General features: G+C 73.6%; 27 protein-coding genes. 10 read left to right on the top strand and 17 right to left on the bottom strand.

Features of this window, described 5'->3' with window-relative positions; all coding sequences use genetic code 11:
* Positions 1–46 precede the first annotated feature (46 nt).
* Complete coding sequence (locus tag ACTHMF_RS02865) at positions 47–541, bottom strand: hypothetical protein (RefSeq protein ID WP_440316226.1); 495 nt, start codon at positions 539–541, stop codon at positions 47–49.
* A 136-nt stretch (positions 542–677) separates the two neighbouring features.
* Positions 678–1664 (bottom strand): NADP-dependent oxidoreductase, encoded by a 987-nt coding sequence (locus ACTHMF_RS02860; protein WP_440316224.1) that lies wholly within the window; start codon positions 1662–1664, stop codon positions 678–680.
* A gap of 180 nt (positions 1665–1844) precedes the next feature.
* Here ACTHMF_RS02860 and ACTHMF_RS02855 point away from each other — a divergent pair, with 180 nt between their 5' ends.
* Complete coding sequence (locus ACTHMF_RS02855) at positions 1845–2537, top strand: DUF2510 domain-containing protein (RefSeq protein ID WP_440316223.1); 693 nt, start codon at positions 1845–1847, stop codon at positions 2535–2537.
* A 2-nt stretch (positions 2538–2539) separates the two neighbouring features.
* Here ACTHMF_RS02855 and ACTHMF_RS02850 read toward each other — a convergent pair whose 3' ends face one another.
* Positions 2540–2878: a DUF1801 domain-containing protein gene (locus tag ACTHMF_RS02850; protein ID WP_440316222.1), complete on the bottom strand. Its 339-nt coding sequence runs from the start codon at positions 2876–2878 to the stop codon at positions 2540–2542.
* A 256-nt stretch (positions 2879–3134) separates the two neighbouring features.
* The gene (locus ACTHMF_RS02845; RefSeq protein WP_440316221.1) at positions 3135–4067 is read right to left on the bottom strand and encodes an NADP-dependent oxidoreductase; all 933 of its coding nucleotides are present in this window, start codon (positions 4065–4067) and stop codon (positions 3135–3137) included.
* Between the two features lie 109 nt (positions 4068–4176).
* Between ACTHMF_RS02845 and ACTHMF_RS02840 the strand changes: the two genes are divergently transcribed.
* Positions 4177–4680, top strand: coding sequence for a MarR family winged helix-turn-helix transcriptional regulator (locus ACTHMF_RS02840; protein WP_440316220.1), 504 nt, complete (start codon positions 4177–4179; stop codon positions 4678–4680).
* 13 nt (positions 4681–4693) lie between these two features.
* Here ACTHMF_RS02840 and ACTHMF_RS02835 read toward each other — a convergent pair whose 3' ends face one another.
* The 3 genes from ACTHMF_RS02835 to ACTHMF_RS02825 form a co-directional block, all read right to left on the bottom strand.
* Entirely contained in the window at positions 4694–5212 is a 519-nt protein-coding gene (locus tag ACTHMF_RS02835) for a GNAT family N-acetyltransferase (RefSeq protein ID WP_440316219.1), read from the bottom strand.
* Positions 5209–5793: a dihydrofolate reductase family protein gene (locus ACTHMF_RS02830; protein ID WP_440316218.1), complete on the bottom strand. Its 585-nt coding sequence runs from the start codon at positions 5791–5793 to the stop codon at positions 5209–5211. Before ACTHMF_RS02830 ends, ACTHMF_RS02835 begins: the two co-directional genes overlap by 4 nt.
* 68 nt (positions 5794–5861) lie before the next feature.
* Positions 5862–6854, bottom strand: coding sequence for a helix-turn-helix transcriptional regulator (locus ACTHMF_RS02825; protein ID WP_440316217.1), 993 nt, complete (start codon positions 6852–6854; stop codon positions 5862–5864).
* A gap of 105 nt (positions 6855–6959) precedes the next feature.
* On the opposite strand from ACTHMF_RS02825, the gene ACTHMF_RS02820 reads away from it, so the two are divergent.
* Together ACTHMF_RS02820 and ACTHMF_RS02815 are read left to right on the top strand one after the other, a co-directional pair.
* A complete protein-coding gene (locus ACTHMF_RS02820) occupies positions 6960–7427 on the top strand; it encodes a VOC family protein (RefSeq protein ID WP_440316216.1) in 468 nt (155 codons plus the stop codon).
* Positions 7428–7437: 10 nt separating this feature from the next.
* Entirely contained in the window at positions 7438–8718 is a 1281-nt protein-coding gene (locus tag ACTHMF_RS02815) for an MFS transporter (protein ID WP_440316215.1), read from the top strand.
* A gap of 15 nt (positions 8719–8733) precedes the next feature.
* Here ACTHMF_RS02815 and ACTHMF_RS02810 read toward each other — a convergent pair whose 3' ends face one another.
* The gene (locus tag ACTHMF_RS02810) at positions 8734–9234 is read right to left on the bottom strand and encodes a hypothetical protein (RefSeq protein ID WP_314149280.1); all 501 of its coding nucleotides are present in this window, start codon (positions 9232–9234) and stop codon (positions 8734–8736) included.
* 68 nt (positions 9235–9302) lie between these two features.
* A complete protein-coding gene (locus tag ACTHMF_RS02805) occupies positions 9303–9872 on the bottom strand; it encodes a TetR/AcrR family transcriptional regulator (protein ID WP_440316214.1) in 570 nt (189 codons plus the stop codon).
* Positions 9873–9949: 77 nt separating this feature from the next.
* Here ACTHMF_RS02805 and ACTHMF_RS02800 point away from each other — a divergent pair, with 77 nt between their 5' ends.
* Positions 9950–10927: a zinc-binding dehydrogenase gene (locus tag ACTHMF_RS02800; protein WP_440316213.1), complete on the top strand. Its 978-nt coding sequence runs from the start codon at positions 9950–9952 to the stop codon at positions 10925–10927.
* A gap of 6 nt (positions 10928–10933) precedes the next feature.
* Here ACTHMF_RS02800 and ACTHMF_RS02795 read toward each other — a convergent pair whose 3' ends face one another.
* Positions 10934–11500: a TetR/AcrR family transcriptional regulator gene (locus tag ACTHMF_RS02795; protein ID WP_440316212.1), complete on the bottom strand. Its 567-nt coding sequence runs from the start codon at positions 11498–11500 to the stop codon at positions 10934–10936.
* Positions 11501–11577: 77 nt separating this feature from the next.
* On the opposite strand from ACTHMF_RS02795, the gene ACTHMF_RS02790 reads away from it, so the two are divergent.
* Entirely contained in the window at positions 11578–12426 is an 849-nt protein-coding gene (locus tag ACTHMF_RS02790; RefSeq protein WP_440316211.1) for an SDR family oxidoreductase, read from the top strand.
* On the opposite strand, the gene ACTHMF_RS02785 is transcribed toward ACTHMF_RS02790, so the two are convergent.
* Entirely contained in the window at positions 12423–13313 is an 891-nt protein-coding gene (locus ACTHMF_RS02785) for a helix-turn-helix transcriptional regulator (protein WP_440316210.1), read from the bottom strand. The two genes, ACTHMF_RS02790 and ACTHMF_RS02785, sit on opposite strands and share 4 nt — an antisense overlap.
* Positions 13314–13462: 149 nt before the next feature.
* Between ACTHMF_RS02785 and ACTHMF_RS02780 the strand changes: the two genes are divergently transcribed.
* A complete protein-coding gene (locus tag ACTHMF_RS02780) occupies positions 13463–14206 on the top strand; it encodes an SDR family oxidoreductase (RefSeq protein WP_440316208.1) in 744 nt (247 codons plus the stop codon).
* A gap of 2 nt (positions 14207–14208) precedes the next feature.
* Here the strand turns inward: ACTHMF_RS02780 and ACTHMF_RS02775 are convergent, their stop codons facing one another.
* Both ACTHMF_RS02775 and ACTHMF_RS02770 read right to left on the bottom strand, forming a co-directional pair.
* Entirely contained in the window at positions 14209–14757 is a 549-nt protein-coding gene (locus tag ACTHMF_RS02775; protein WP_440316207.1) for a putative immunity protein, read from the bottom strand.
* 19 nt (positions 14758–14776) lie between these two features.
* Positions 14777–15547 carry an SDR family oxidoreductase gene (locus tag ACTHMF_RS02770; protein ID WP_440316206.1) on the bottom strand — a complete coding sequence of 257 codons (771 nt, stop codon included), beginning with the start codon at positions 15545–15547 and terminating at the stop codon, positions 14777–14779.
* Between the two features lie 72 nt (positions 15548–15619).
* Between ACTHMF_RS02770 and ACTHMF_RS02765 the strand changes: the two genes are divergently transcribed.
* Positions 15620–16495, top strand: a complete 876-nt coding sequence (locus tag ACTHMF_RS02765) for a sigma-70 family RNA polymerase sigma factor (RefSeq protein ID WP_440316205.1) — start codon at positions 15620–15622, stop codon at positions 16493–16495.
* Positions 16496–16544: 49 nt separating this feature from the next.
* Here the strand turns inward: ACTHMF_RS02765 and ACTHMF_RS02760 are convergent, their stop codons facing one another.
* Positions 16545–17810, bottom strand: a complete 1266-nt coding sequence (locus tag ACTHMF_RS02760; RefSeq protein ID WP_440316204.1) for an MFS transporter — start codon at positions 17808–17810, stop codon at positions 16545–16547.
* A gap of 55 nt (positions 17811–17865) precedes the next feature.
* Between ACTHMF_RS02760 and ACTHMF_RS02755 the strand changes: the two genes are divergently transcribed.
* The gene (locus tag ACTHMF_RS02755; protein ID WP_440316203.1) at positions 17866–18249 is read left to right on the top strand and encodes a MerR family transcriptional regulator; all 384 of its coding nucleotides are present in this window, start codon (positions 17866–17868) and stop codon (positions 18247–18249) included.
* Here the strand turns inward: ACTHMF_RS02755 and ACTHMF_RS02750 are convergent.
* Genes ACTHMF_RS02750 through ACTHMF_RS02740 form a run of 3 tightly spaced genes read right to left on the bottom strand, consistent with a single transcriptional unit; the run spans position 18222 to position 20466 of the window.
* Positions 18222–18617 (bottom strand): VOC family protein, encoded by a 396-nt coding sequence (locus tag ACTHMF_RS02750; protein WP_440316202.1) that lies wholly within the window; start codon positions 18615–18617, stop codon positions 18222–18224. The two genes, ACTHMF_RS02755 and ACTHMF_RS02750, sit on opposite strands and share 28 nt — an antisense overlap.
* Before the next feature lie 22 nt (positions 18618–18639).
* Positions 18640–18936: a DUF2277 domain-containing protein gene (locus ACTHMF_RS02745; RefSeq protein WP_314148364.1), complete on the bottom strand. Its 297-nt coding sequence runs from the start codon at positions 18934–18936 to the stop codon at positions 18640–18642.
* A gap of 18 nt (positions 18937–18954) precedes the next feature.
* On the bottom strand, positions 18955–20466 hold the full coding sequence (locus tag ACTHMF_RS02740; RefSeq protein ID WP_314148363.1) for a DHA2 family efflux MFS transporter permease subunit: 1512 nt from the start codon (positions 20464–20466) through the stop codon (positions 18955–18957).
* A gap of 84 nt (positions 20467–20550) precedes the next feature.
* Between ACTHMF_RS02740 and ACTHMF_RS02735 the strand changes: the two genes are divergently transcribed.
* Positions 20551–21225 carry a winged helix-turn-helix transcriptional regulator gene (locus ACTHMF_RS02735; RefSeq protein WP_440316201.1) on the top strand — a complete coding sequence of 225 codons (675 nt, stop codon included), beginning with the start codon at positions 20551–20553 and terminating at the stop codon, positions 21223–21225.
* Positions 21226–21241: the final 16 nt, after the last annotated feature.

Here is a 21241-nt window from a genome sequence, read left to right as displayed (position 1 = left end):
CCACCACCCTAGGCGGCAGCGCCTCGCTGCGGTCGGGAGGCAGGGCTCATCGCCCGCAGCGCCCGCTCCACGCGTGCTCGACGGGCGGCGGGACGGGCGCCGACCGGCGGCGCGGGTCGATCTCGTGCAGCGTGACGAGCGAGCGGACCGGGATCGCGACGAGGTCGCCCAGCCGGAGATCGGCCGGGAGGTCGACGTCGCGGCCGGCCGCGATCACGCGCCGCGCGGGCGCGGAGGTGACCCTGCCGAGCAGGCGGGCGTGCTCGACCAGCGCGCCCACCGCCTCCACATCGGCGTCGAACCACACGGCCCGGGAGCCGCCGGAGCGCTCCTCGATGTGCTGGACGCGCGTGACGATCACGGACGACGTCTCGCCGGTGTGCACGCACGGCGTCCCGCACCATCCCGCCAGGCTCACCATCGAGACGCCGCCGACGACGAGGTCGTCGACGGCCGCGAGCGTGTGCTCCGGCCAGTCCGCGCGGTGAAGCGGCTCCGGGAGGGTCCGGCGCAGGGTGGGGAGGATGCGGGTGAGGGTCACCTCCCCGGTCTACGGGACGGGTCGCTGCGCCGCAGCGATGCTCACGGAACCCATGCGGCGCCGGGCGGAAACGACACGGGACCCTGACGGCCGGGCGCGCGTCCGGACGCGACCAGCCCGCGCCGGAGCGGAACGCTCAGTCGCGCGCCTCGTGGATGTCCCGCGCCTTGACCGTGCGGTACGTGGTCACCGGATGCGTCCCGAGCACGATCTTGCCGCGCGCGTGCAGACGCTGCAGGTCGTCGTAGGCGGAGACGATGTCCGTGAGCGGGTAGAAGCCGGAGACGAGCAGCGTGAACGCGCGCTCGTCCGCGAGTCGGGCGAGGCGCTCGAGCTGCGCCGTACCGCGCGCGACGGAGGCGGGATCGTCCAGCAGCAGGCGCAGCTCGGTGTCCCGGCGGTCCTCGCTGGACCGGTACCGGGCCGGAGGTACGCCGAGCGCCGCGGCGAGGGCGCGGCCGTCCTGGCCGAAGTTGTCGATCAGGGCGGTGACGCCCTCCGGCGCCTTCTCGCGGATCCGGTCCTCGATGCCGGGGCCGTAGGTCACGGGATGGATGCCGAGCTGGCGCAGGTAGTCGAAGTTGCGCTCGCCGCAGGTGCCGATGACGCGAGCTCCCGCGTGCTTCGCCAGCTGCGCCTCGATGCTGCCGACACCGCCGGCCGCGGCGGAGATCACGACCGTGTCGCCCGGCCCGATCCGGAGCTCGTCGAGGGTGTCGAGCGCCGTCGCGCCGGCGAGGAACAGCCCGCCGGCGGTCTCCCAGCTCACGTGCGGCGGCTTGCGCACCAGGGCGGCGACCGGGACGACGACATGCGAGGCGTGCGCGCCCTGGCGCAGGTGACCGATCACCTCGTGCCCCGGTCGGAAGCGCCCGGCGTCGTCGCCGGTCACGACGATGCCGGCGAAGTCGCTCCCGGAGCCGCGCGGGAAGGGCTCGTCCGCCCACGCCTCCTCGCGACCGCTGCGGATGAACCCGTCGATGTGGTTGACGCCCGCCGTGATGACCTCGACGAGGACCTCGCCAGAGCCGGGAGGCCGGACGGGGGCCGTGCGCTCCTCCAGCACATCAGCATCCCCGTTCCGGTCGTACTGGATGACGGTGATCTCCTCGACCTTGCTCATGGTCGCCTCCTTCGTCGCGCGGATCCCGTGCGAGGAGGATATCTCTAGCCAAGTAAGAATCTCTACATTCTAGAGGCTTTCCCAGGTGGAGGCGCACAACTACCGCCCCACGCGAACTGGGGATAGTGACAAGTTCTCATGAGTCGATATCTTCTCTGCGAGTCAGAGAGGTATACCCGCATGAGCACCCCACCCGGCTGGTTCCCGAACCCGGCCAACGCGAACGAAGAAGTGTACTGGGATGGAGATCGCTGGACAGGCGATACCCGACCCGTCTACAACGCGGACGCGCTCGGCCGATCATCCGAGTCGGGCGGTGACGCGGCTTCCGGGCCCGAAACAGGGGTTGAGAGTTCGGAATCGCCCACGACGAGCGAGCCGAAGGCGGCGCGCAAGAGAACCGCTCTCTGGGTAACGCTGGCAGCGGTCGTTGCGGTACTCGTCGTCGGCGGAATCACTACCGGGGTCGTCGTCAACAACGTGCACACCCAGCAGGTCGCCGAGGAGAAGGCTCTTGCCAAGAAGAAGGCCGATGCGGAACGCGCCAAAGAAGCCGCCGCCGCGGCGCAGCAGGCTGCAGACGACGCCAAGAGAACTCAGCGGCGCGAAACGGTCACCGAGGTCGAGGCATCGATCAAGAAGATGGCGGAAGACGACATCAGCAAGGGATTGCTGACGGGGCCCGTCCTCAGCGTGACGTGCAACCCGGTGTCGGGTTCGACGGATGACCTGACAGACACCACGACGACGTTCGACTGCTTCGTCGCCAACAAGGACAACGGCGACGGCACCAACTCCGGCTACTTCTTCAACGCGACCGTCAACTGGAACAGCGGGTCCTATACATACGGGCTCGGCAAGTCGGGCTCATAGCGTCACCCAACCGCCTTCCGGATCAGCTCGCGCAGCGTCGCCTCCGTCTCCGGGTCGAGCGTGGTGATGTTCCAGACGATCGGGTGCATGCTCGCGCCCTCGCGGTAGGCGGGGTTGACGTCCTCGCCGAAGCCGAAGGCGAGGAAGTCCGCTCCGGTCTTGATGTAGCAGACGTCCTTGCCGTCGCGCACGTAGAACGGGAGGCCCCAGCGGACGACCGGTTCGAGCGCCGACGCGGTCTCCCGGATGATCGCGTGCAGGCGTTCGGCGATCTCGCGATACGGAGTCGGGGCTCCGGCGAGAGTGGCCAGGGCGGCTGCGTCGCCCTTCTTGGAGAACATCCTCAGTCCACCTCCATCGGTAGCGTCGGTCGGGCACCACCATAGTCCCGCTCGTCAGGGGCGCGGCAGGCGGGCGGGGGCCGGCGGCGCGATGCGCAGCGCGTCCAGGAGCAGGTCGAGCGCCGCCTCCAGGTGGCGGGTGTCGCGCGTCGACCGCCATCACGACGACGCCGCCCTGGATCGCCGCGAGCAGCGCGGCGGCAGCCCGCCCGGGCGCCCGCGCGGGCAGCCACGTCGGCCGCTCGCGCCGCAGCGCTCACTCCGGGACCACCACGACCTTGCCACGCAGCCCACCGTCGGCCGCCTCCGCGTGCAGGGCGGGCAGCTCGGCGAGCGGGATGCGGCGGGCGACCTCGACGCGCAGCTCGCCCGCATCCACCCGCTCGACCAGTCGCGCGAGCTGGGCGGCGTCGCTGCGGACGAAGACGACGATGCCGCGGACGTCCCGCTCGTCGTCGCCGGGAGCCGGCATCCACGCCGTGGTGCTGACGACGACTCCGCCGCTGCGGACGAGCGGGACCAGCGCGGCGAACTCCTCCGGGTCGAGGGGGGCGAGGTTGAGCAGGACGTCCACCTGCCCGTCCACCGCGTCGGCCAGACGGGATGCCGTGTGGTCGATCACCTGCTCGGCGCCGGCGGCGGCGACGCTCGCGGCGCTGCGCGGGCTCGCGGTGGCGATCACGTGGGCGCCGGCGTGCGCGGCGAGCTGCACGGCGTAGCCGCCGACGGCGCCGCCCGCTCCCACGACCAGCACCCGCTGCCCCTCGCGCAGGCCGGCGTCGTCGAACAGCGCCTGCCAGGCGGTCAGCGCGACGGACGGCAGCGCGGCGGCGTCGACCAGCGGGAGGCTGGTGGGCGCCGCGACCAGCGCATCGGCGGGAGCGACGACGAACTCGGCGGCTGCTCCGTCGGCCGTCATCGGCAGGAAGCCGATCACCGCGTCGCCGACGGCGAAGGCTGTGACGCCGTCGCCGAGGGCGTCGACCGTGCCGGCGACGTCGTACCCGGGGATGTGGGGGAGCGACGCCGGGATGGGGAGGCTACCGGCGCGGATTCCGCCGTCGGCCGCGTTGAACGCCGACGCCGCGACCCGCAGGCGCACCTCTCCGGCGCCGGGCACCGGCTGCGGCGCCTCCTCGTAGCGCAGGACCTCGGGACCGCCGTGCTCGTGGAAACGAATTGCGTTCATGATGACTCTCTCTTCTCTCGCCGGATCTCTCCGGTCGGAAGTGCTTCGAATTTGAAGCACAACGGGGACGATAGCACTGCTTCGAATTCGAAGCAAGTAGAATGAGCGCATGCCGGACGCCGACGCCTCCCTCGACCCCACCGAGCTCGGGGCGTACTTCGCGCTGATCGAGGTCAGCACTCTGCTGAAGCACACCGTCGAGCAGCAACTGCGGGACGTCGGCGACCTCAGCTACGTGCAGTTCCAGCTCCTGGCCACCCTCGGCGACGCGCCGAAGGGCAGCAGGCGGATGACCGAGCTCGCCGACGGCGTCGTCTACAGCAGGAGCGGGCTGACCTACCAGGCGGGGCTGCTCGAGAAGGCCGGGCTGGTCACGCGCGCGGGCTCGGCCGAGGACGAGCGCGCCGTTGTCGTCACCATCACGGACGCCGGTCGCGACGTGCTCGCTGCGGTCTTCCCGGGACACATCGCCGTGCTCCGCGACCTGCTGTTCGCGCCGCTGACGCGCTCGGACGTGGAGTCGCTGTCTGCGGTGCTGGAGAAGGTGCGCGGCCACATGCGCGCCCTCCCGCCGCGGTCCGCGGCTCCGCGGCGACGGCGGCCGAAGGCGTGAGGGTGCAAGGGCACTAGGCGGAACGGCGCGCCGGCCGCGGCGGATACATCAGCGGCATCGTCCACACGCTGCAGTGCAGCGTCGTGCCGCGGAACGGGAAGTCCTCGATCCCCGCGTGCGTGAATCCCGACCGCTCGCACACGCGGTTCGAGGCCGCGTTCTCCACGTTCGGGAACGCGACGAGCAGCGGGAGGCGGCCGGCGCGGAGGACGTCATCGACGAGCAGCGGGACGGCCGCCGCCGCGATGCCGCGACCCTGCGCGGAGGGCAGGACGAACCATCCGGTCTCGTGCACCTTCTCGCCGCGCCAGCGCGTCGACCACCAGCCGATCGAGCCGGCGACGTCGCTCCCGTCCACGATGCGGAACATCCGCGACTCGCCGGTCTCCCAGCCGCGCAGGTACCTGGCCTGCCGGTCGGCGAGCTGGTCCGCGGTCTCCGGGCCGCCCAGGTGCCGGGTCATCTCCGGCGTGTTCGCGGCCTCCAGCAGCGCGAGGTCGCCGTCCTGCCAGCGCTCCAGCCGCAGCGTCATGCGGTCGGCCCGCCCGTCGCGCCGCCGGGCGGTTCCGCCAGGACGCGCGGCACCGCCTCGAACAGCACGAGGCGTCCGTCGAGCACCCGGATGCCGGGCGACTCCATGACGACGTCCGGCCAGCCATCGTAGATCCGGTCGGCCCCGGTCGCCCCGTTCACGACGGGGAAGACGACCACCCGGTAGCGGTCGACCAGCCCGGCGGTCAGCAGGGAGCGGCACAGGCTCGGGCTGCCGATCGTGCGCAGGGCGGTTCCGCCGCGCTTCAGCTCCCGCACCGCCTCCAGGGCGTCCCCCGCGACCAGGGTCGAGTTCGCCCACTCCAGCGGCTCGGTCAGCGTGCGCGAGAACACGATCTTGGGACGCGCGGTGAGCGCGGCCATGTCCTCGGCGCCGGTGCGCGCGAACTCCGCGAACAGCCGGTAGGTCCGCGTGCCGAGCAGTACGGTGTACGCGCTGTCCGCCTCTGCTTCGAGCATCGCGAAGTACTCCGGTCCGCCCATGCCCCACAGCCCCGGCCAGCCCTCGGCCGACCCGAAGCCGTCGAGCGAGGTGATGTAGTCCACCATCAGTTCCGCCATGCGTCCCCCTGACGTCTGCGGCAGGATACCGCCGTTGCGGGTGGGTGGGCCAGGGTCGGCGTCCGCTGTCAGCGCGCCCGGCCGGCCGCCACCGCGCTGCGCTCGGCGAGTGTCGCGAACGCGGCGCGCAGCTCCGGCGGCCCGATCACCTCGATCGCCGCGTCGAAGCGGGCGAGCGCTGCGGCGAGGGAGACCCACGACCACGAACCGGAGGTGAGGCGGGTGCGGCCGTCGCCGAGGTCCTCGGCGGTGCCGTCGCCGGCGAAGGGGAGCACGTCGCGCGCGGGGAGATCGAGGACGACCGTTCCCGTGCACGGCCAGCGGTCCTCTCGCGCGTCCGGCGCCGAGCCCGAGAATCGCGCGGAGACGAAGGCGGCGGCCGATCCGCCCGGGATGGCACGCGGGGCGAACCGGCGGCCGTGCGGGAGGCTCGGGGTCATCCGGTCGACGCGGTAGACGCGCCAGTCTTCGCGGTCCAGGTCCCAGGCCATGAGGTACCAGCGGCCGGCGCTCACGATCAGGCCGTGCGGCTCGACGCGGCGGCGGGACGGTGGCGCGGCCGGGTCCGCCCGCGAGGCGTAGTCGAAGCGGAGGACCTGCTCGGCGCGGACCGCCGTCGCGACCTCGAGCAGAGTGCCGGGGGAGACCGGCGTGGCAGGCGCATCCCCCGGCCGCGCCGCGATCCCCGCCGGTTCGATGACGTCCAGCCGGTGCCGCAGCCGCGCGGGCAGCACCTGCCGCAGCGTGGTGAGCGCGCGCAGGGCGGCCTCCTCGATGCCGGCGCCGGAGACGGCGGCGGTGCGCAGCGCGACGGCGATGGCGACGGCCTGGTCGTCGTCGAACAGCAGCGGGGGCAGGTCGGCTCCCGCGTCCAGCCGGTAGCCGCCGTCCGGCCCCATCGTCGCGGTGATCCGGTAGCCCAGCTCGCGCAGCCGGTCGACGTCCCGGCGAACGGTGCGGTGGGAGATGCCGAGCCGGTCGGCCAGCAGCGGGCCCGGCCAGTCCCTGCGTGTCTGCAGCAGCGACAGCAGGTTCAGCAGGCGCGAGGTCGGTGCGGACATACGATCAGCGTACCGACGGAGTAGGACCGGAACTGTCCTAGACCGCTGCGAGGCTCGAAGAGCACCGGGAGACACCCGGACGATCACGAGCACCGAGGAGCACTCATGACCATCACGACGACCACCCACCTCAACTTCCGCGGCGACGCCCGCCAGGCCCTGGAGTTCTACCGCTCCGTCTTCGGCGGCGAGCTGACCACCGCGCGCTACGCCGACCTCGGGATGCCGGCCGACGCCCCCGGCGCCGACGGCGTCGTGTTCGGGCTCCTGGAGTCGCCGTCGGGCTTCCGGGTGATGGCGTACGACATCCCCGGCGCGACGGGAGGGACGCCGGCCGCGGCCGCAGCGGGGAGCACGCGCCGCGAGAGCGGCCTCACCATCACCGACCGCCCGTTCTTCCTCTCCGTGCGCGGAGAGACGCTGGCGGAGGTCGAGCGCTACTGGACGGCCCTCGCCGAGGGCGCCACCGTGATCGAGCCGCTCGCCGCATCCCCGTGGAGCCCGGGCTTCGGGATGCTCGTCGACGCGTTCGGCGTCACCTGGATCCTGGACGTGGCCGCGGCGGACCGGTAGAACCGAGGATGTGACGGACTCGGCGAGGGCGGCGACCGCCCGGCGCTCGCGGCTCGGCGGGCCGCAGGCGTGGCTGATCTGGGTGCTCGCGACGACCTTCGTGGTCTGGCTGTTCGCCATCCAGACCGGGTATGCCGTGGTGTCGCCCGAGATCCAGAGGACGGCGGGCCTCACGCTCGAGCAGGTGGGGCTCGCCGCCTCGATCTACACCTGGGTGTTCGCCGTCGTGCAGTTCTTCTCCGGCGCGCTGCTCGACCGGTACGGCAGCCGGCCGCTGCTGGCGATCGCGGTCGGGTTCGTCACGGTCGGCGCCTTCCTGTACGCCGGGACGACGGACTTCGCGCTCCTCGCGCTCGCGCAGGCGGTGCTCGCGATCGGCGCGTCCTTCGGTTTCGTCGGCGCGGGATACGTCGGCGGCCACTGGTTCGAGGCGGCGAGGTACGGCCTGATGTTCGGGCTCGTGCAGGCGTTCGCGTCGCTCGGGTCCGCCGTCGGCCAGCCCGCCATCCTGGCCCTGCTGCAGACGCTGAGCTGGCAGCAGCTGCTGGTGGCGTTCGGCTGCGTCGGCGTGCTGCTGGTGCTGCTGTTCGCGGTGTTCGTGCGGGATCCGGCGGCAACGGACGCGACCGCGGCTGCGGTCCCGGCCTCGGCCGCCCCGGACCGCCGGAGCGTCTTCGCACAGATCCTCGCGGAGCTCGGCCGCTGCTTCGGCAACCGGCAGGTCGTGCTCGCCGCGCTGCTGTCCGCCGCGTCGTTCGGGACGATGCTGGCGGTCGGGACGCTGTGGGGGCCGCGGATCATGGAGGCGCGCGGGATGTCGACCGCCTTCGCGACCGTGCTCACGGCGGTGGCATGGCTGGGCCTCGCCCTCGGCGCGCCGCTGGCGAACATCGTCTCGAACCGCTGGGGCAGCCGGAAGTGGCCCGCCGCGATCTCGCTCGCGCTGCAGGGCATCGCGATCGCCGCCGTGGTCTACCTCCCGGTGGCGGCCTCCGGCCTCGCGGTCGTGCTGATGTTCGCCGTCGGCCTGTTCTCCGGCGCGCAGATGCTCGGCTTCACGGTCGCCGGCGAGTCCGTCGCCGTCGGCCTGATCGGCAGTGCCTCGGCGATCGTGAACGGCTGCTGCTTCATCGTCAGCGGGCTGCTCACGTCCATCCCGAGCGCGTTCCTGCCGGACGCACCCGACCTCGCCGACTACCGGTCGGTGCTCTGGCTGATGCCGGCCGTGCTCGCCGGGGGAGTGCTGGCGTCGCTGCTGCTGCGCGAGCGCCCGGTGCCTTCCGGGGCCTGACCCGCCGATGGCCGGCTACGACCCTGTGCGGCCGAGGTCGCCGCGCAACCCGCTGAGGATAGTCCAGACCGAGTTGCGCTTCTGCGGGGTGTTCGCGTCGCTCATCGGGATGATCAACTCCAGGCCGTCCCGGTAGACGGCGCGGACCGTGAACCGGCCGGGCCACTCCACGAAGTCGTCCGTCGTCGTCGACGGCGTGCCGCCGGTGATCTCGAGGCGTTCCAGGTCGGAGCGGCTGTGCACCCTGGTCACGATGTCGGAGTTCCCGTTCTCGGTCGACAGCATCGCTTCGACGGTGATGATCGTGCGGGCGGTGAACACTCCCACCTGCACGGCGAGGACCTCCTCGGAACGCCGCAGGCTCGCGCCGAGGTACTCCACATCGTCGTCGTCGCCGACCGCGAGCGCGACCCCCGTCACGATCGACCCCATGACCGTCGTGCCGAGCGCGTCGGGGCCGTCCGCCCCGATCTCGTCGACGATCTTCCGCGCGATCGCGTCCCTGGAGAACTGCATCGCCCGCTCCCTTCGGCACTGACACCATCGTGCACCCGCTCGGGCGGTGGGAACAGGGGGCGTTCGGTTCAGTTGTGCGCGCGCAGCCCCTCGATCGCGAGATCGGCGAAGCGGTCGGCAGCGGATGGAAGCAGGTCGCGACGCGAGGCGTTCAGACCGCGTCCGGCGGAGAGCACGAGGACGAGGTCGGCGATCCGGTAGTCGGCGCGGAGCGCGCCGTCAGCGCGGGCGCGGCGCGCGACGCCGTCGAGCATCCCGAGCAGCTCGTCGCGGTGCCGGGCGATGCGGGAGGAGGGGGTCCGAGAGACCAGCGCATCCACGAACCCGCGGTTGCGGACGTTCGCGACCAGCAGCCTGCGCACCGCCGTGCTGAAGCCGCGCCAGGCGTCCGGGTCGGCGCAGGCGTCCTCGACGATCCCCCGGCAGGCGGCGAGCTCGACGGAGAACGCCTCGTCGATCAGCGCCTGCCTGGTCGGGAACCGGCGGTAGAGCGTGGCAGGGCCGACGCCGGCGCGCCGGGCGATGTCGCGCATCCCGACGTCCAGGCCGCGCTCGGCGAACAGCTCGGCCGCCGCGGCGAGGATGCGGTCGCGATTCTCCCGCGCATCCACGCGCAGCCGAGTCATCTCCGTGCTCATCTGTTCCACTTCCCGGATGTGGACGCGGGCGTCCGTTACCGTCCGAAGCGTAACAGCGTTCGAGAGAGGGAGGTGCCGTGCGAGCGGTCATCATCGAGGAGTTCGGGCAGCCGGACGGGATGCGGGTCGTCGAGACGCCGGAGCCGGAAGCGGGGCCGGGCCAGGTGCTGGTGCGGACGGAGGCGATCGGCGTCGGCGGCGTGGATGCGGTGATCCGGCGCGGCACCATCGGCCTGGCGGCGCGTGCGGGGATGATCCCGGGCAGCGAGGTGGCGGGCACCGTGGTCGCGGTCGGCCCCGGTGCGGACGCCGCGCTGCTCGGCCGGCGGGTGTGGGCGTTCACCGGGCTCACCGGCGGCTATGCCGAGTACGCGGTCGCCGGCACGGCCGACATCACCGTGCTCCCGGACGGGCTGTCGTCCGCGGAGGCGGTCACCCTGGGCAGCGCCGCCGTCGTCGCGCACTTCGCGCTGTGGCGCGCAGCATTCGCCGGCGGCGAGTCGGTGCTCGTTCGAGGCGCCGCCGGCAGCATCGGCATCGCCGCGGTCGAACTGGCCGCGCGGGCAGGGGCGAGCGCGATCGCGGTCACCACCGCCTCGCCCGAGCGCGGCCGGAGGCTGCGCGCCCACGGTGCGACGCACGTGCTCGACCGTGCGGGCGCCGCGCTCGACGGCGACTCCGGCAGCCTCGGCGACGTGGACGTGATCGTCGACATCGTGGGCGGCGCCGACACCGCCGGCTTCGTCGATCGGCTCGGCCCGAACGGCCGCCTCGTGCTGGTCGGCGCGGTCGCCGGCTTCCCTCCCGCCGACTTCGCGCAGCCGCTCCTGACCGCGTTCCGGCACTCGCGCAGCGTCGCGACGCTGAGCCTGGACTCCATCCCGCTCGCCGAGCGCGGCCGCGTGCGCGCCGAGCAGTTCGGGGAGGCGGTCCGCGGCGAGCTCACGCCCGTCGTGCACGACGTCCTCCCGCTGCGCGCGGCGGCGGAGGCGCACCGCAGGATGGACGCGGGCGATGTCTTCGGCCGCATCGTCCTGGATCCTGCGCAGGACTGAGCGGGCTCAGCCCTGCGCCGGATCCGGCGAGTCCCCGAGCGCCAGCTTGGCCAGCCGGGTCGTGTACCCGGCGTCGATCGGGGCGCGCGTCAGCGCCCGGAAGAGCAGCGCGCCGACGGTGGCGTCCGCGAGCAGCTCGGCGTCGGCCGGGCTGCCGGCTCCGGCCGCGGCCAGCAGCGCGACCAGCTGGGCGTGGGCGGGCCGGGTGGGCTGGGCGTAGAGCTTCTCGGACTCGTCGGCGTCCGCGGCGGCGGCAGCGGTGAGCGCCCTGACCAGTGCTGCAGAGTCCGGCGTGGCCAGGATGCCGGCGAAGCGCTCGATCCACGCCGGGATCGAGCCGTGCGGCGGGTCGGCCGTCGCGTCGAGGCTGGCCGCGCCGTCCAGCACCGCGTCCGCGAACAGCGCGGCCTTGGACGGCCAGCGGCGGTAGAGCGTCTGCCTGCCGACCCCGGCGCGCTCCGCGATCGCGCTGATCGTCGCCGCCTCGTAGCCCTGCTCCCGCAGCAGCGCTCCCGCCGCCTCCAGGATGGCCGCTCTGCTGCTCTCGTTCCGCGGTCGTCCTCGCTGTGGCATAGCACGAGAGTACGCGAGGTGATACCGTCGCCGAAAACGTAGACTGGAAGTCTCATAAATCGTGGAGAGGTGTTGTGATGTCGGACGATGTCGTCGTGGTGGTCGGAGCCGGCGGGATGGGCGAGACCATCGCCCGGCGAATCGGGGCGGGACGCCAGGTCCTGCTGGGCGATTTCAATGAGGAGCTGCTCGCGCGGCTGGAGGGCGAGCTCTCCGGCGACGGGTTCGCCGTGACCACCCAGCGCGTCGATGTGTCCTCCCGGGAGTCGGTGGCCGCGCTCGCGGCCCGCGCTGCGCAGTTCGGCCGGGTGACCACGGTCGTCCACACCGCCGGTCTCTCGCCGGTGCAGGCGCCCGTCGGCGCCATCCTGAACGTCGACCTGCTCGGTGTCGCGATCAGCCTGGACGAGTTCGCGCGCGTGATCGCGCCCGGCGGTGCCGGCGTGGTGATCGCGAGCATGGCCGGGACGATGGCGGCCGGCCAGCTGCCCGCCGAGCTGGAGGGCGCGCTCGCGCTGACCCCGACCGACGAGCTGCTGTCGCTGCCCTTCCTCGCCGAGGGCGCCGTCGCCGACTCCGGCGCCGCGTACGGCATCGCCAAGCGGGCCAACCAACTGCGGGTGCAGGCGGCGAGCCTCGCCTGGGGCGAGCGCGGGGCGCGCGTCAACTCGATCAGCCCCGGCGTCATCTCGACCCCGATGGGACAGGCGGAGCTGGCCGGCGACAGCGGCGCGATGATGCGCGGGATGATCGCGGCGTCCGGAACCGGACGCGTCGGGACGCCCACCGACATCGCCGCCGCCGCGGAGTTCCTGCTCGGCCCGAACGCCACGTTCATCACCGGCACGGATCTGCTCGTGGACGGCGGGGTGGTCGCCGCGGTGCGCTCCGGCGCTCTGCAGCTGGGGGCGCCCGCCGGCGACTAGCGGCGAACGCCGGTCGTGCCGTCGTCGTCGACCCGCGCCGGACCGGGCGTTCCTTCGGGGCCCGACGCCGGGGTCGCCGTCGCCAGCCCCGCGAGCATCCGCAGCTTCTCGTCGCTGTCGCTGCCCGCCTCCGGGTAGTAGACGACGAGGATGACGTCGTCCACGGGCAGCTTGTCGCGGTGCAGCCGCAGCTCGCCCAGGACCGGGTGGTCGATCGCGGCCGTTCCGCCCTCCAGGGTGCGCACGTCGTGGCGCGCCCAGAGCGCGCGGAACCGCTCGCTGGAGAGCGCCAGCTCGCCGACCAGCTCCACGAAGCGCGGGTCGTCGACGTCGTCGCCGATGTTCGCGCGGAGCGCGGCGACGATCCCCGCGGTCGCGGCCGTCCAGTCGCGCTGGAACGCCTGCTCCTCGGGGTCGAGCAGGAGCGAGCGCAGCCGGTTGTGGCCGGGCCGCAGCCGCGGGGAGAGCGCCACCGCGAGATCGTTGGCGGCGAGCACGTCGAACGAACGGCCCTCCACGAAGGCCGGCACGCCGATGGTCGCGAGCAGGTGGCGCAGCCGCTCGGGGACGCGCTCCTCCGTGCGCCTCCGCCTGGCGCGCGGTCGCCCCGTCCCGAGCCCGATGAGGTAGGCGCGCTCCACGTCGTCGAGCTGCAGCACGCGCGCGAGCGACTCGAGCACCTGCACCGAGGGGTTGGCGTCCCGTCCGCGCTCCAGCCGGAGGTAGTAGTCGGCGCTGATGCCGGCGAGCATCGCGACCTCCTCCCGGCGGAGGCCGGGGACGCGCCGGTTGTCGCCGGCGGGGAGGCCGGCCATCGCCGGGCTCACCAGGTCGCGGCGGGCACGCAGGTACGCGCCCAGCCGGTTCGTCCTGTCCTCATCGGTCATGCTGCAACGCTAGCCCGGCCGCCGGCCGGGTGGGGATGCCCTGGCGGACCCCCGGATCGACGGGGCTCTGCCGCGCCCGCGCGGCCGGACCGAGACTCGAAGCCGAGCCCCGGCGAGCCGCCGGAGCCGTGAGAAGGAGAGGCACATCCATGGACATCAGCACACGCACCGTCTTCATCGCGGGCGGCACCTCCGGCATCGGACGCGAGCTGGCCCGGCGCTTCGCCGCAGCGGGGAGCACGGTCGTCGTCGGCGGCCGCGACCGCGCCGCCATCGCCGAACTCGAACGGGAGGGCTTCGGCGCCGTTCGCATCGACGTGACCGACCCCGCGTCCGTCGCCGAGGCCAGGGATGCAGTCCTGGCGCGGTATCCCGGGCTGGACACGCTCGTCACCATGTCCGGCGTCATGCTCCTGGAGGATCTGCGCGACCCTGCGCACTTCGAGGCGGCCGAAGTCACCGTCGACACCAACCTGCTCGGCACCATCCGCGTGATCGACGCGTTCACCCCGCACCTGATCGCCCGCGGCGGCGGCACGGTGGTGACCGTCACGTCCGGGATCGCGTACCTGCCGTTCCCGCCGATGGCCAGCTACGCGGCCTCCAAGGCGGGGGTGCACGCGTACTCGGAGGCGCTGCGCGTGCAGCTCGCCGACAGCGGGATCGACGTGGTGGAGCTGGTGCCGCCGGCCGTGGCGACGGCGGGGCAGGAGAAGGTCAACCCGCACGCGCTGGCCCTCGACGACTTCGCGACCGAGGTGATGGACCTGCTCGCGCAGGAGCCGACGCCCCACCAGATCCTGGTGCAGGGCGTCCAGATGCACCGCTGGGCGGAGCGGAACGGGAGCTACGACGACCTCGTGGCCGAGCGGGCCAGGATGCTCGCCCGCTGAGGTCAGCCGGCCGCCGGCCTGCGCATGCGCAGCTCCGCCTGGATCGTGCGGATGACGTCGCCGAGGTCGCCCGAGGCGAGCAGGCCGGAACCGAGCGGGCCCGCGGTGTCGGCGCCGAGGGCGGGCAGGCGGCTGAGCGCGAGACGCACGTCGTCGGTCATCCGGTCCAGCTGCCAGCGCACCTCCGCGTCGCGCGCGGTCGGGTCCTCCGGCGCGGCGAGGGCGGCCGCCTTCGCCGCGTACGCGGCGGCGCCCAGCGCGTGAGCTCCCATGTGCGCGACGGCGGCGGCCTGCGCCGCGCTGCGGGCGGCGGCTGCTGCGGCGCGGTCCTGCACCGCCGCGGCCCTGCCCGCGACGAAGCGGCGCCGGATCTCCTCCGCGGCGGAGAGCTCGCCGCGTGCGTAGGCGCGGGTGCGGGCGATCGCCTCCCGGGGGACGGGGTCGCCGGGCGCGACCGCCTCGAACACCGACAGGACGTGCTCGGCGCAGTCGGCGGCCCAGGCCGCGACCGTGCGGCGGTCGTCGTCGCTGAGGCTCTGCGCGGAGGTCACCCTCCCACGGTCCCACACGTCACGGCGTGACCGCGGCCGCTGCCTCCAGCGCGTCGAGATACTCCCGCCAGGTGCCCGTGCCCCGATCGGCGCCGGGGCCGGCGAGGTTCGCCCCCGACCGGTAGGCGCGGCCGGCGGCGCCGGGCAGGCCGAAGCGCAGATGCGGGCGCCGGGTGGGGGCGAGGTCGTCGATGAGGGACTCGGCGGGCAGCACCTCGGGGCCGGCGAGGTCCGCGACGAGGCCCTGCGGGGAGGCGACGGTCAGCTCCGCGAGCCGGGCGGCGACATCCTGGACGGCGACCGGCTCCAGCCGCACATCCCTCGGCACCGGGAGGACGGGGAGGCGCGCCATGCCGCGCAGCATCCCGCGCGCGAAGTCGTGGAACTGCGCGGCGCGCAGCACCGTCCACGGGACGCCGGAGCCGGCCACGATGCGCTCGGACGCCGCCTTCCGGCGGAAGTAGCCGATCGGCACGGCATCGGCGCCGATCACCGAGATCAGCAGCAGGTGGCGCACGCCGGCGGCGCTCGCCGCTTCGGCGACGTTGCGGGTCGCGACATCGTCGCCCTTCGGTCCCCCGGCGAGGTGCAGCACGGTGTCGACGCCGGCCATCGCCGCCTCCAGCCCGGTGGCGGCGACCGTGTCGCCGGCGACGTACGCGATCCCGTCCGCCGACGCGCGCGGGTGCCGGGAGAGGATGCGGACCCGGCAGCCGCGGGCCGTGAGCAGCGGGACGGTGTGGCGGCCCAGGTTTCCGGTGCCTCCGGTCACGAGAACGGTGGTGGACATGATCGCTCCTTCGTCACATCGGGGCGGCCTGCCCCGTCGACACAGTGACGCTCTGAAGAAGGAGAATGTGACATGCCCATCGACCCCGACTCCCTCGCCGCCGCGTTCGAGCTGCGCCGGCCCCGGCTTCGCGCCGTCGCCACCCGGATGCTCGGCTCGTCGGCCGAGGCGGACGACGTCCTCCAGGACGCCTGGCTGAAGCTGGCGCTCGCCGACACCGACGCGATCGACAACCTGGACGCCTGGTTGACCACGGTGGTGTCCCGGCTGAGCCTGGACGTGCTGCGCTCCGCGCGGGTGGCGAAGGCCGACCGCTGGGCGGTGGAGCAGTGGGAGGACCGGCCGTCCGACGCGGAGGACCCGGCGTCGGTCGCCGCGGGGAACGAGCGCGTCGCCGTCGCGCTGATGACCGTGCTCGACCTGCTCGGCCCGACCGAGCGGCGCGCGTTCCTGCTGCACGACGTGTTCGGCCAGCCGTTCGAGGAGATCGCGGAGACGATCGGTCGCTCCCCGGCGGCGACCAGGCAGCTCGTCTCCCGCGCGCGCCGCCGCGTGCGTGGCACCGAGCCGGCCGCGCGGGTGGAGGGTCGCAGGGGACGCGCGGTGGTGGAGGCGTGGCTGCGAGCGGTGCAGGACGGCGACCTGGCGGCTCTGCTCGCGCTGCTCGACCCGGACGCCGAGCTGACGGCGGAGGTCGGCGGCTCGACGGTGCGGCTGCGCGGCGCGGACGAGATCGCCGCGTCGGCGACGACGGCGGCGCGGCTCGCAGCGCACTCGGTCCCAGTGCTCATCGACGGCCGGCCCGGCGTCGCGGCGGTCGTCGACGGGCGCGTCGTGTCCCTGCTGGCGTTCGAGCTGGGCGAGGACGACCGGATCCTCGGCCTGGACATCCTCACCGACCCGGACCGCCTCGCGGGCCTGGACCTGGCGGCGGTGCTCGGGGAGTGACGGGCGGCTGGGCGTTCCCTCGGTCGGTTGGTCGTTCGGTCGTCCGGAGTCACGGGGTTCCGGCCGGCGTGTCGGGGGCGGGGTCCGGAGCGGGCGACGGGTGGCGGCGGGCGAGGACGGCCAGGGTCGCGGCGAACAGGATGAGCGCCGCGGTCGCGAGGCCCGCGGCGGCGAGCGGGAGACGGGCGACGTCCCCCGTGCGCAGGATCCCGGCGCCGAGAGCGGAGCCGGCGGCGATCCCGACGTTGAGGACCACGACGAACAGGCTCACGGCGAGGTCCCGGAACGCGGGGGAGGCGGTCCGCGCGATTCGGGCCTGGAACACGGGAGGCAGGCCGCCGATCCCGAAGCCGAGCGCGATCGCCCCCGCGATGGCGACGCCCGACGCCGCACCCGAGCCCGCCGCACCCGCGACCGGCGCGGCGGCCAGCAGCACCGCGCCGACCGCGACGGCCGCGACCAAGCCCAGCAGGGTGGCGGCCGGGAAGCGGTCGCCGACAGCGCCGCCGATCGCGAGCGCGACCGCGCCGGCGATCCCCGCCGCCAGCAGCACCGGGCTCGCGCCCACCGGTGGGACGCCGGAGGCGCCGAGCACCGGGACGATGTAGGCGAAGACGGCCATGTACCCGGTCAGGAGCAGGGCCCCGGCGCCGAGAAGCACGCCCACCGGGAGGGCGCTGCCGTCGATGCGGCGGCCGGAGCGCGCCTCCGCGTCCGCGGCATCCACTCGCGGCAGGCCCCGTGCGAGCACCAGCACCGAGACGACGAGCAGCGCGGCAGCGCCGGCGAACGCCCACTGCCAGCCGCCCGCGGCCGCGAGGGCGGCGCCGATCGGGACGCCGAGGACGGACGCGAGCGTCCCGCCGCCGAGCACGATCGCCATCGCCCGCCCGAGCCGCTGCTCGGGGACCAGCCGCGGAACGTACGCGAAGACCGCCGACCAGGAGACGGCGGCGGCGAGGGCGGAGACGACCCTGGCCGCCACGACGACGGCGAACGACGGGACGAGCGCGACCACCAGCGTCGCCGCGGCGAACAGCAGCAGCGACCCGGTGAGCAGCGCCCGGCGGGGAACGCGGCGGGTCAGCCGCACGGCGGGGACGGTCCCGACCACGATCGTCACCGCCCACACCGTGACCAGGGTTCCGACCGCGGCCGCGTCGACCCCGAGCGTCCCGGACATCCCGAGCAGGAGCGCGGGCGGGAGCAGTTCGGTGCTGACGGACGCGAACAGCGCGAGCCCCAGCGCGAACAGCAGGGGAGTGCTGCGGCGGCGGGTCGGGGGCGAGGGGACGGTTGCGGTGGACGAGGTCATGTCCGTACCGTAAACATTGACATCGATGTGAAGGTCAAGCGGGAGGTCGGAACGCATGCGGATCGGGGAGCTCTCACGGCGGACCGGCGTCGCGACGCGGCTGCTGCGGTACTACGAGGAGCAGGGGCTGCTCGCGTCCGCGCGGTCCGCGAACGGCTACCGCGACTACGCCGAGGCGGAGGTCGAGACCGTCGAGCGGATCCGGGGCCTGCTCGGTGCGGGCATGACGACGCGGCTCATCCGGATGCTTCTCGACATGGAGGGCGTGCGCGGCACGGAGACGGCAGCGCAGTGCACGAGGACGGTCGCGGCCGAGATCGCGGGCGAGCTGGCCGGGGTGGAGGAGCGCATCCGCTGCCTCAGCCGCAGCCGGGACACCATGCGCGCGTGGCTGGTGACGGCCGGGTACGGTCAGTCGGCCGGCGTCGACCCCGGCTGATACGTCCCGACGCTCCACTCGCGGCCCTCCGGGTCGAGCACGCGCGCCCGGCGGCCGCCCCATCCCGTGTCCTCCGGCGCCAGGACCGCGGAGCCGCCGGTGGCGAGCGCGGTCGCGAAGAGGCCGTCCACGTCGTCGGTCACCAGGTAGACGCCGACTCCGGTCGAGGCGCCGGAGAGCGCGGGGATCCCGAAATCGGAGTCGTCGTCGCCCAGCATGACCACCAGGTCGTCCCTGACCAGCTCGGCGTGCACGACCCGTCCGCCGTCGTCGCGCTGCTGGACGAGGACGCCGAAGCCCAGTGCCTCCAGCCAGCGGATCGCCGCCGCGGCGTCGCGGTAGCTCAGGTAGACGGCGGACCTGCTCACGACGGCCTCCCTCCTCCGCGCGTCACGCCGACGCGGTGCGGATCCTCACCTCGCGCTCCATGCGCTTCTCGTGCCGCTCCCTGCCCTTGATCGCCTCGGCCTCGCGGCTCTTCGGCGGGGCGTTCGTCACCAGCTGGTCGAGCATCCGCCGTGTCGCCTCGGCGATCTCGTCGATCGCCTGCTCGAACGCGGCGGCGTTGGCGCGGGACGGACGCGTGGAGCCGCTGACCTTGCGGACGAACTGGAGGGCGGCCTCGCGCACCTCGTCATCGGTCGTCGGCGGCTCGAAGTTGTGAAGGCAACGGATGTTCCGGCACATGACGCGACGATACCGCGCTCAGTGCTCCACGGGCACCGGACCGTCGGTCTCCGCCGGTGCGGCCGCCGGCGTCCGGACGAGCAGGGCGAGGGCGATCACCACGATCGACAGGATGCCGCCGGCCAGGAAGGCCAGGTGCGAACCGGCGGCCGCGGCGCCGGCGGACGGGAGGTCCGGGTCGGCGTTCCCGGTCGAGGCGACGCCGGTGGCGTAGAGCGCGACGAAGATCGCGGTCCCTGCCGCGCCCGCCACCTGCTGCAGCGTCGCGATGGTGGCGCTGCCGTGCGAGTAGAGCTGAGGCGGCAGCGAGCCGAGCGAGGCGCTGAACGCGGGCGTGAACAGGAACGCGAGCGAGAGCATCAGCAGCACGTGGGCGCCGAGCAGGACGACCCACGACGAGCCGACGCCGAGCCCGAACGCGAGCGTCCAGAGCGCGATCGCCAGCCCGAACGCGCCGGGGATGACCAGCGGGCGCGGGCCGAAGCGGTCGTACAGGCGGCCGACGGTCGGCCCGGCGAGTCCCATCAGCAGGCCGCCGGGCAGCAGGATCGCGCCCACCCAGATCGGGTCGAGGCCGAGCGTGTAGCGCGCGAACTGCGGCAGCACGATGAAGGCGCCGAAGAGGGCGACCATCGCCGCCGTCATCATGGCGACCGAGACCGCGAAGTCGCGCGAGCGGAACGTCCGCAGGTCCAGCAGCGCCGAGTCCGTGCGCTGCAGCACGGCCTGCCGCCAGCCGAAGAAGCCGAGCGTCACGAGTCCGGCCGCCACGGGGATCCAGGGCTGCACCGCCGCCTCGCCGACCGCGGCCGCGCCGATCTGGCTGAGGCCGAAGACGAGCGCGGAGAACGCGAGTGCCGAGAGCACGACGGACAGCGTGTCCAGCGGCACCCGGCGGGTCTCCGACACGTTCGGCACGCGACGCACGCCCACCGCCAGCATCGCGACGCCGATCGGGAGCATCACCCAGAACAGGCCCTGCCACGGCAGCACCTGGATGAGCGCGCCGGAGACGATCGGCCCGACGGCCGGCGCGACCGACATGACGATCGAGACGCGGCCCATGATGCGGCCGCGCTCCTGAACCGGGACGACCGTCATGACCGTCGTCATCATCAGCGGCATCATGATGGCGGTGCCGACCGCCTGGATGACCCGGCCGGCGACGAGCATCCCGAAGACCGGAGACAGCGCGGCGACCGCGGTCCCGATCACGAAGCTCGACATCGCGACCGTGAACACGGTGCGCGTGCGCAGCCGCTGCATCAGCCAGCCGGTGATCGGGATGACGACGGCCATCGTCAGCGCGAACGCCGTGGTCAGCCACTGGCCCTGGGTCGCGTCGATGTGCAGCGACTCCTGGATGCGCGGGAGGGCGACGGCCATCATCGTCTCGTTGAGGAAGACGACGAAGACGGCGGCGAGCAGGAGCCCGAGGGCCGTGCGGTCGCGGGAGGTGAGGCCGGCCGATGGGCCGTCGGGCCGGTCCGCACCCGGGTCGATGCCGGTGCGGTCGATCGTGTCGGTCATGGTCGCTCCCTACGTCGTCGTTCTGGCTACTGCAAAAAATAAAGCACACTGCAATTAATGAAGTCAAGTGCTACAGTGAGATTCATGACGAACCAGCACTACGGCCAGTTCTGCGGTCTCGCACGCGCGGCCGAGATCGTCGGGCAGCGCTGGACGCTGCTGATCCTGCGCGACCTGAGCGTCGGCCAGCAGCGCTACTCGGACCTGGTCGCCGGCCTCCCCGGCATCCCCACGAACACGCTGGCCACGCGCCTGAAGGAGCTGGAGGACGAGGGCGTCGTCGCGCGCGTCGCGCCTACCGGCACCGAGCGCGCCGTCGTCTACCGCCTCACGCCCCGCGGCGAGGAGCTCACGCCGGCCCTGGACGCGCTCTCGCGCTGGGGAGCGGGCGGGATGCGGACGCCGCGCGAGGGCGAGACGGTCACCACGGCATCCATCACCGCGGCGCTGCGGGTGGCGGCCGGAGACGCGGTCGTCCCCGCGGACTGGGACACCAGGTACAGCGTGCGCGTCGGCCCGGTGGAGGCGCACGTCGTCATGCGCGACGGCAGGATCACGGTCGGCCCCGGCCCGGCAGAGGACCCGGACCTGATCATCGCGGCGGGCCCGCAGATCCGCGACGTGCTCGCCGGCGAGCGCGACCCGGACACCGCCGTCGCGACCGGCGTCGTGCAGCTGGAGGGCGACGCAGCCCTGTTCGGCCGCTTCGCCGAGAGGCTGCGGGTTCCGTACAGCGAGAATCTGCCTGCGGGGGCGTGAGAAGGGGTCCGGTCAG

It is taken from the genome of Leifsonia sp. (assembly GCF_051955155.1).
In the GTDB taxonomy this organism is placed as follows: Bacteria; Actinomycetota; Actinomycetes; order Actinomycetales; family Microbacteriaceae; genus Leifsonia.
This window is presented reverse-complemented; position numbering and strand designations above follow the sequence as displayed.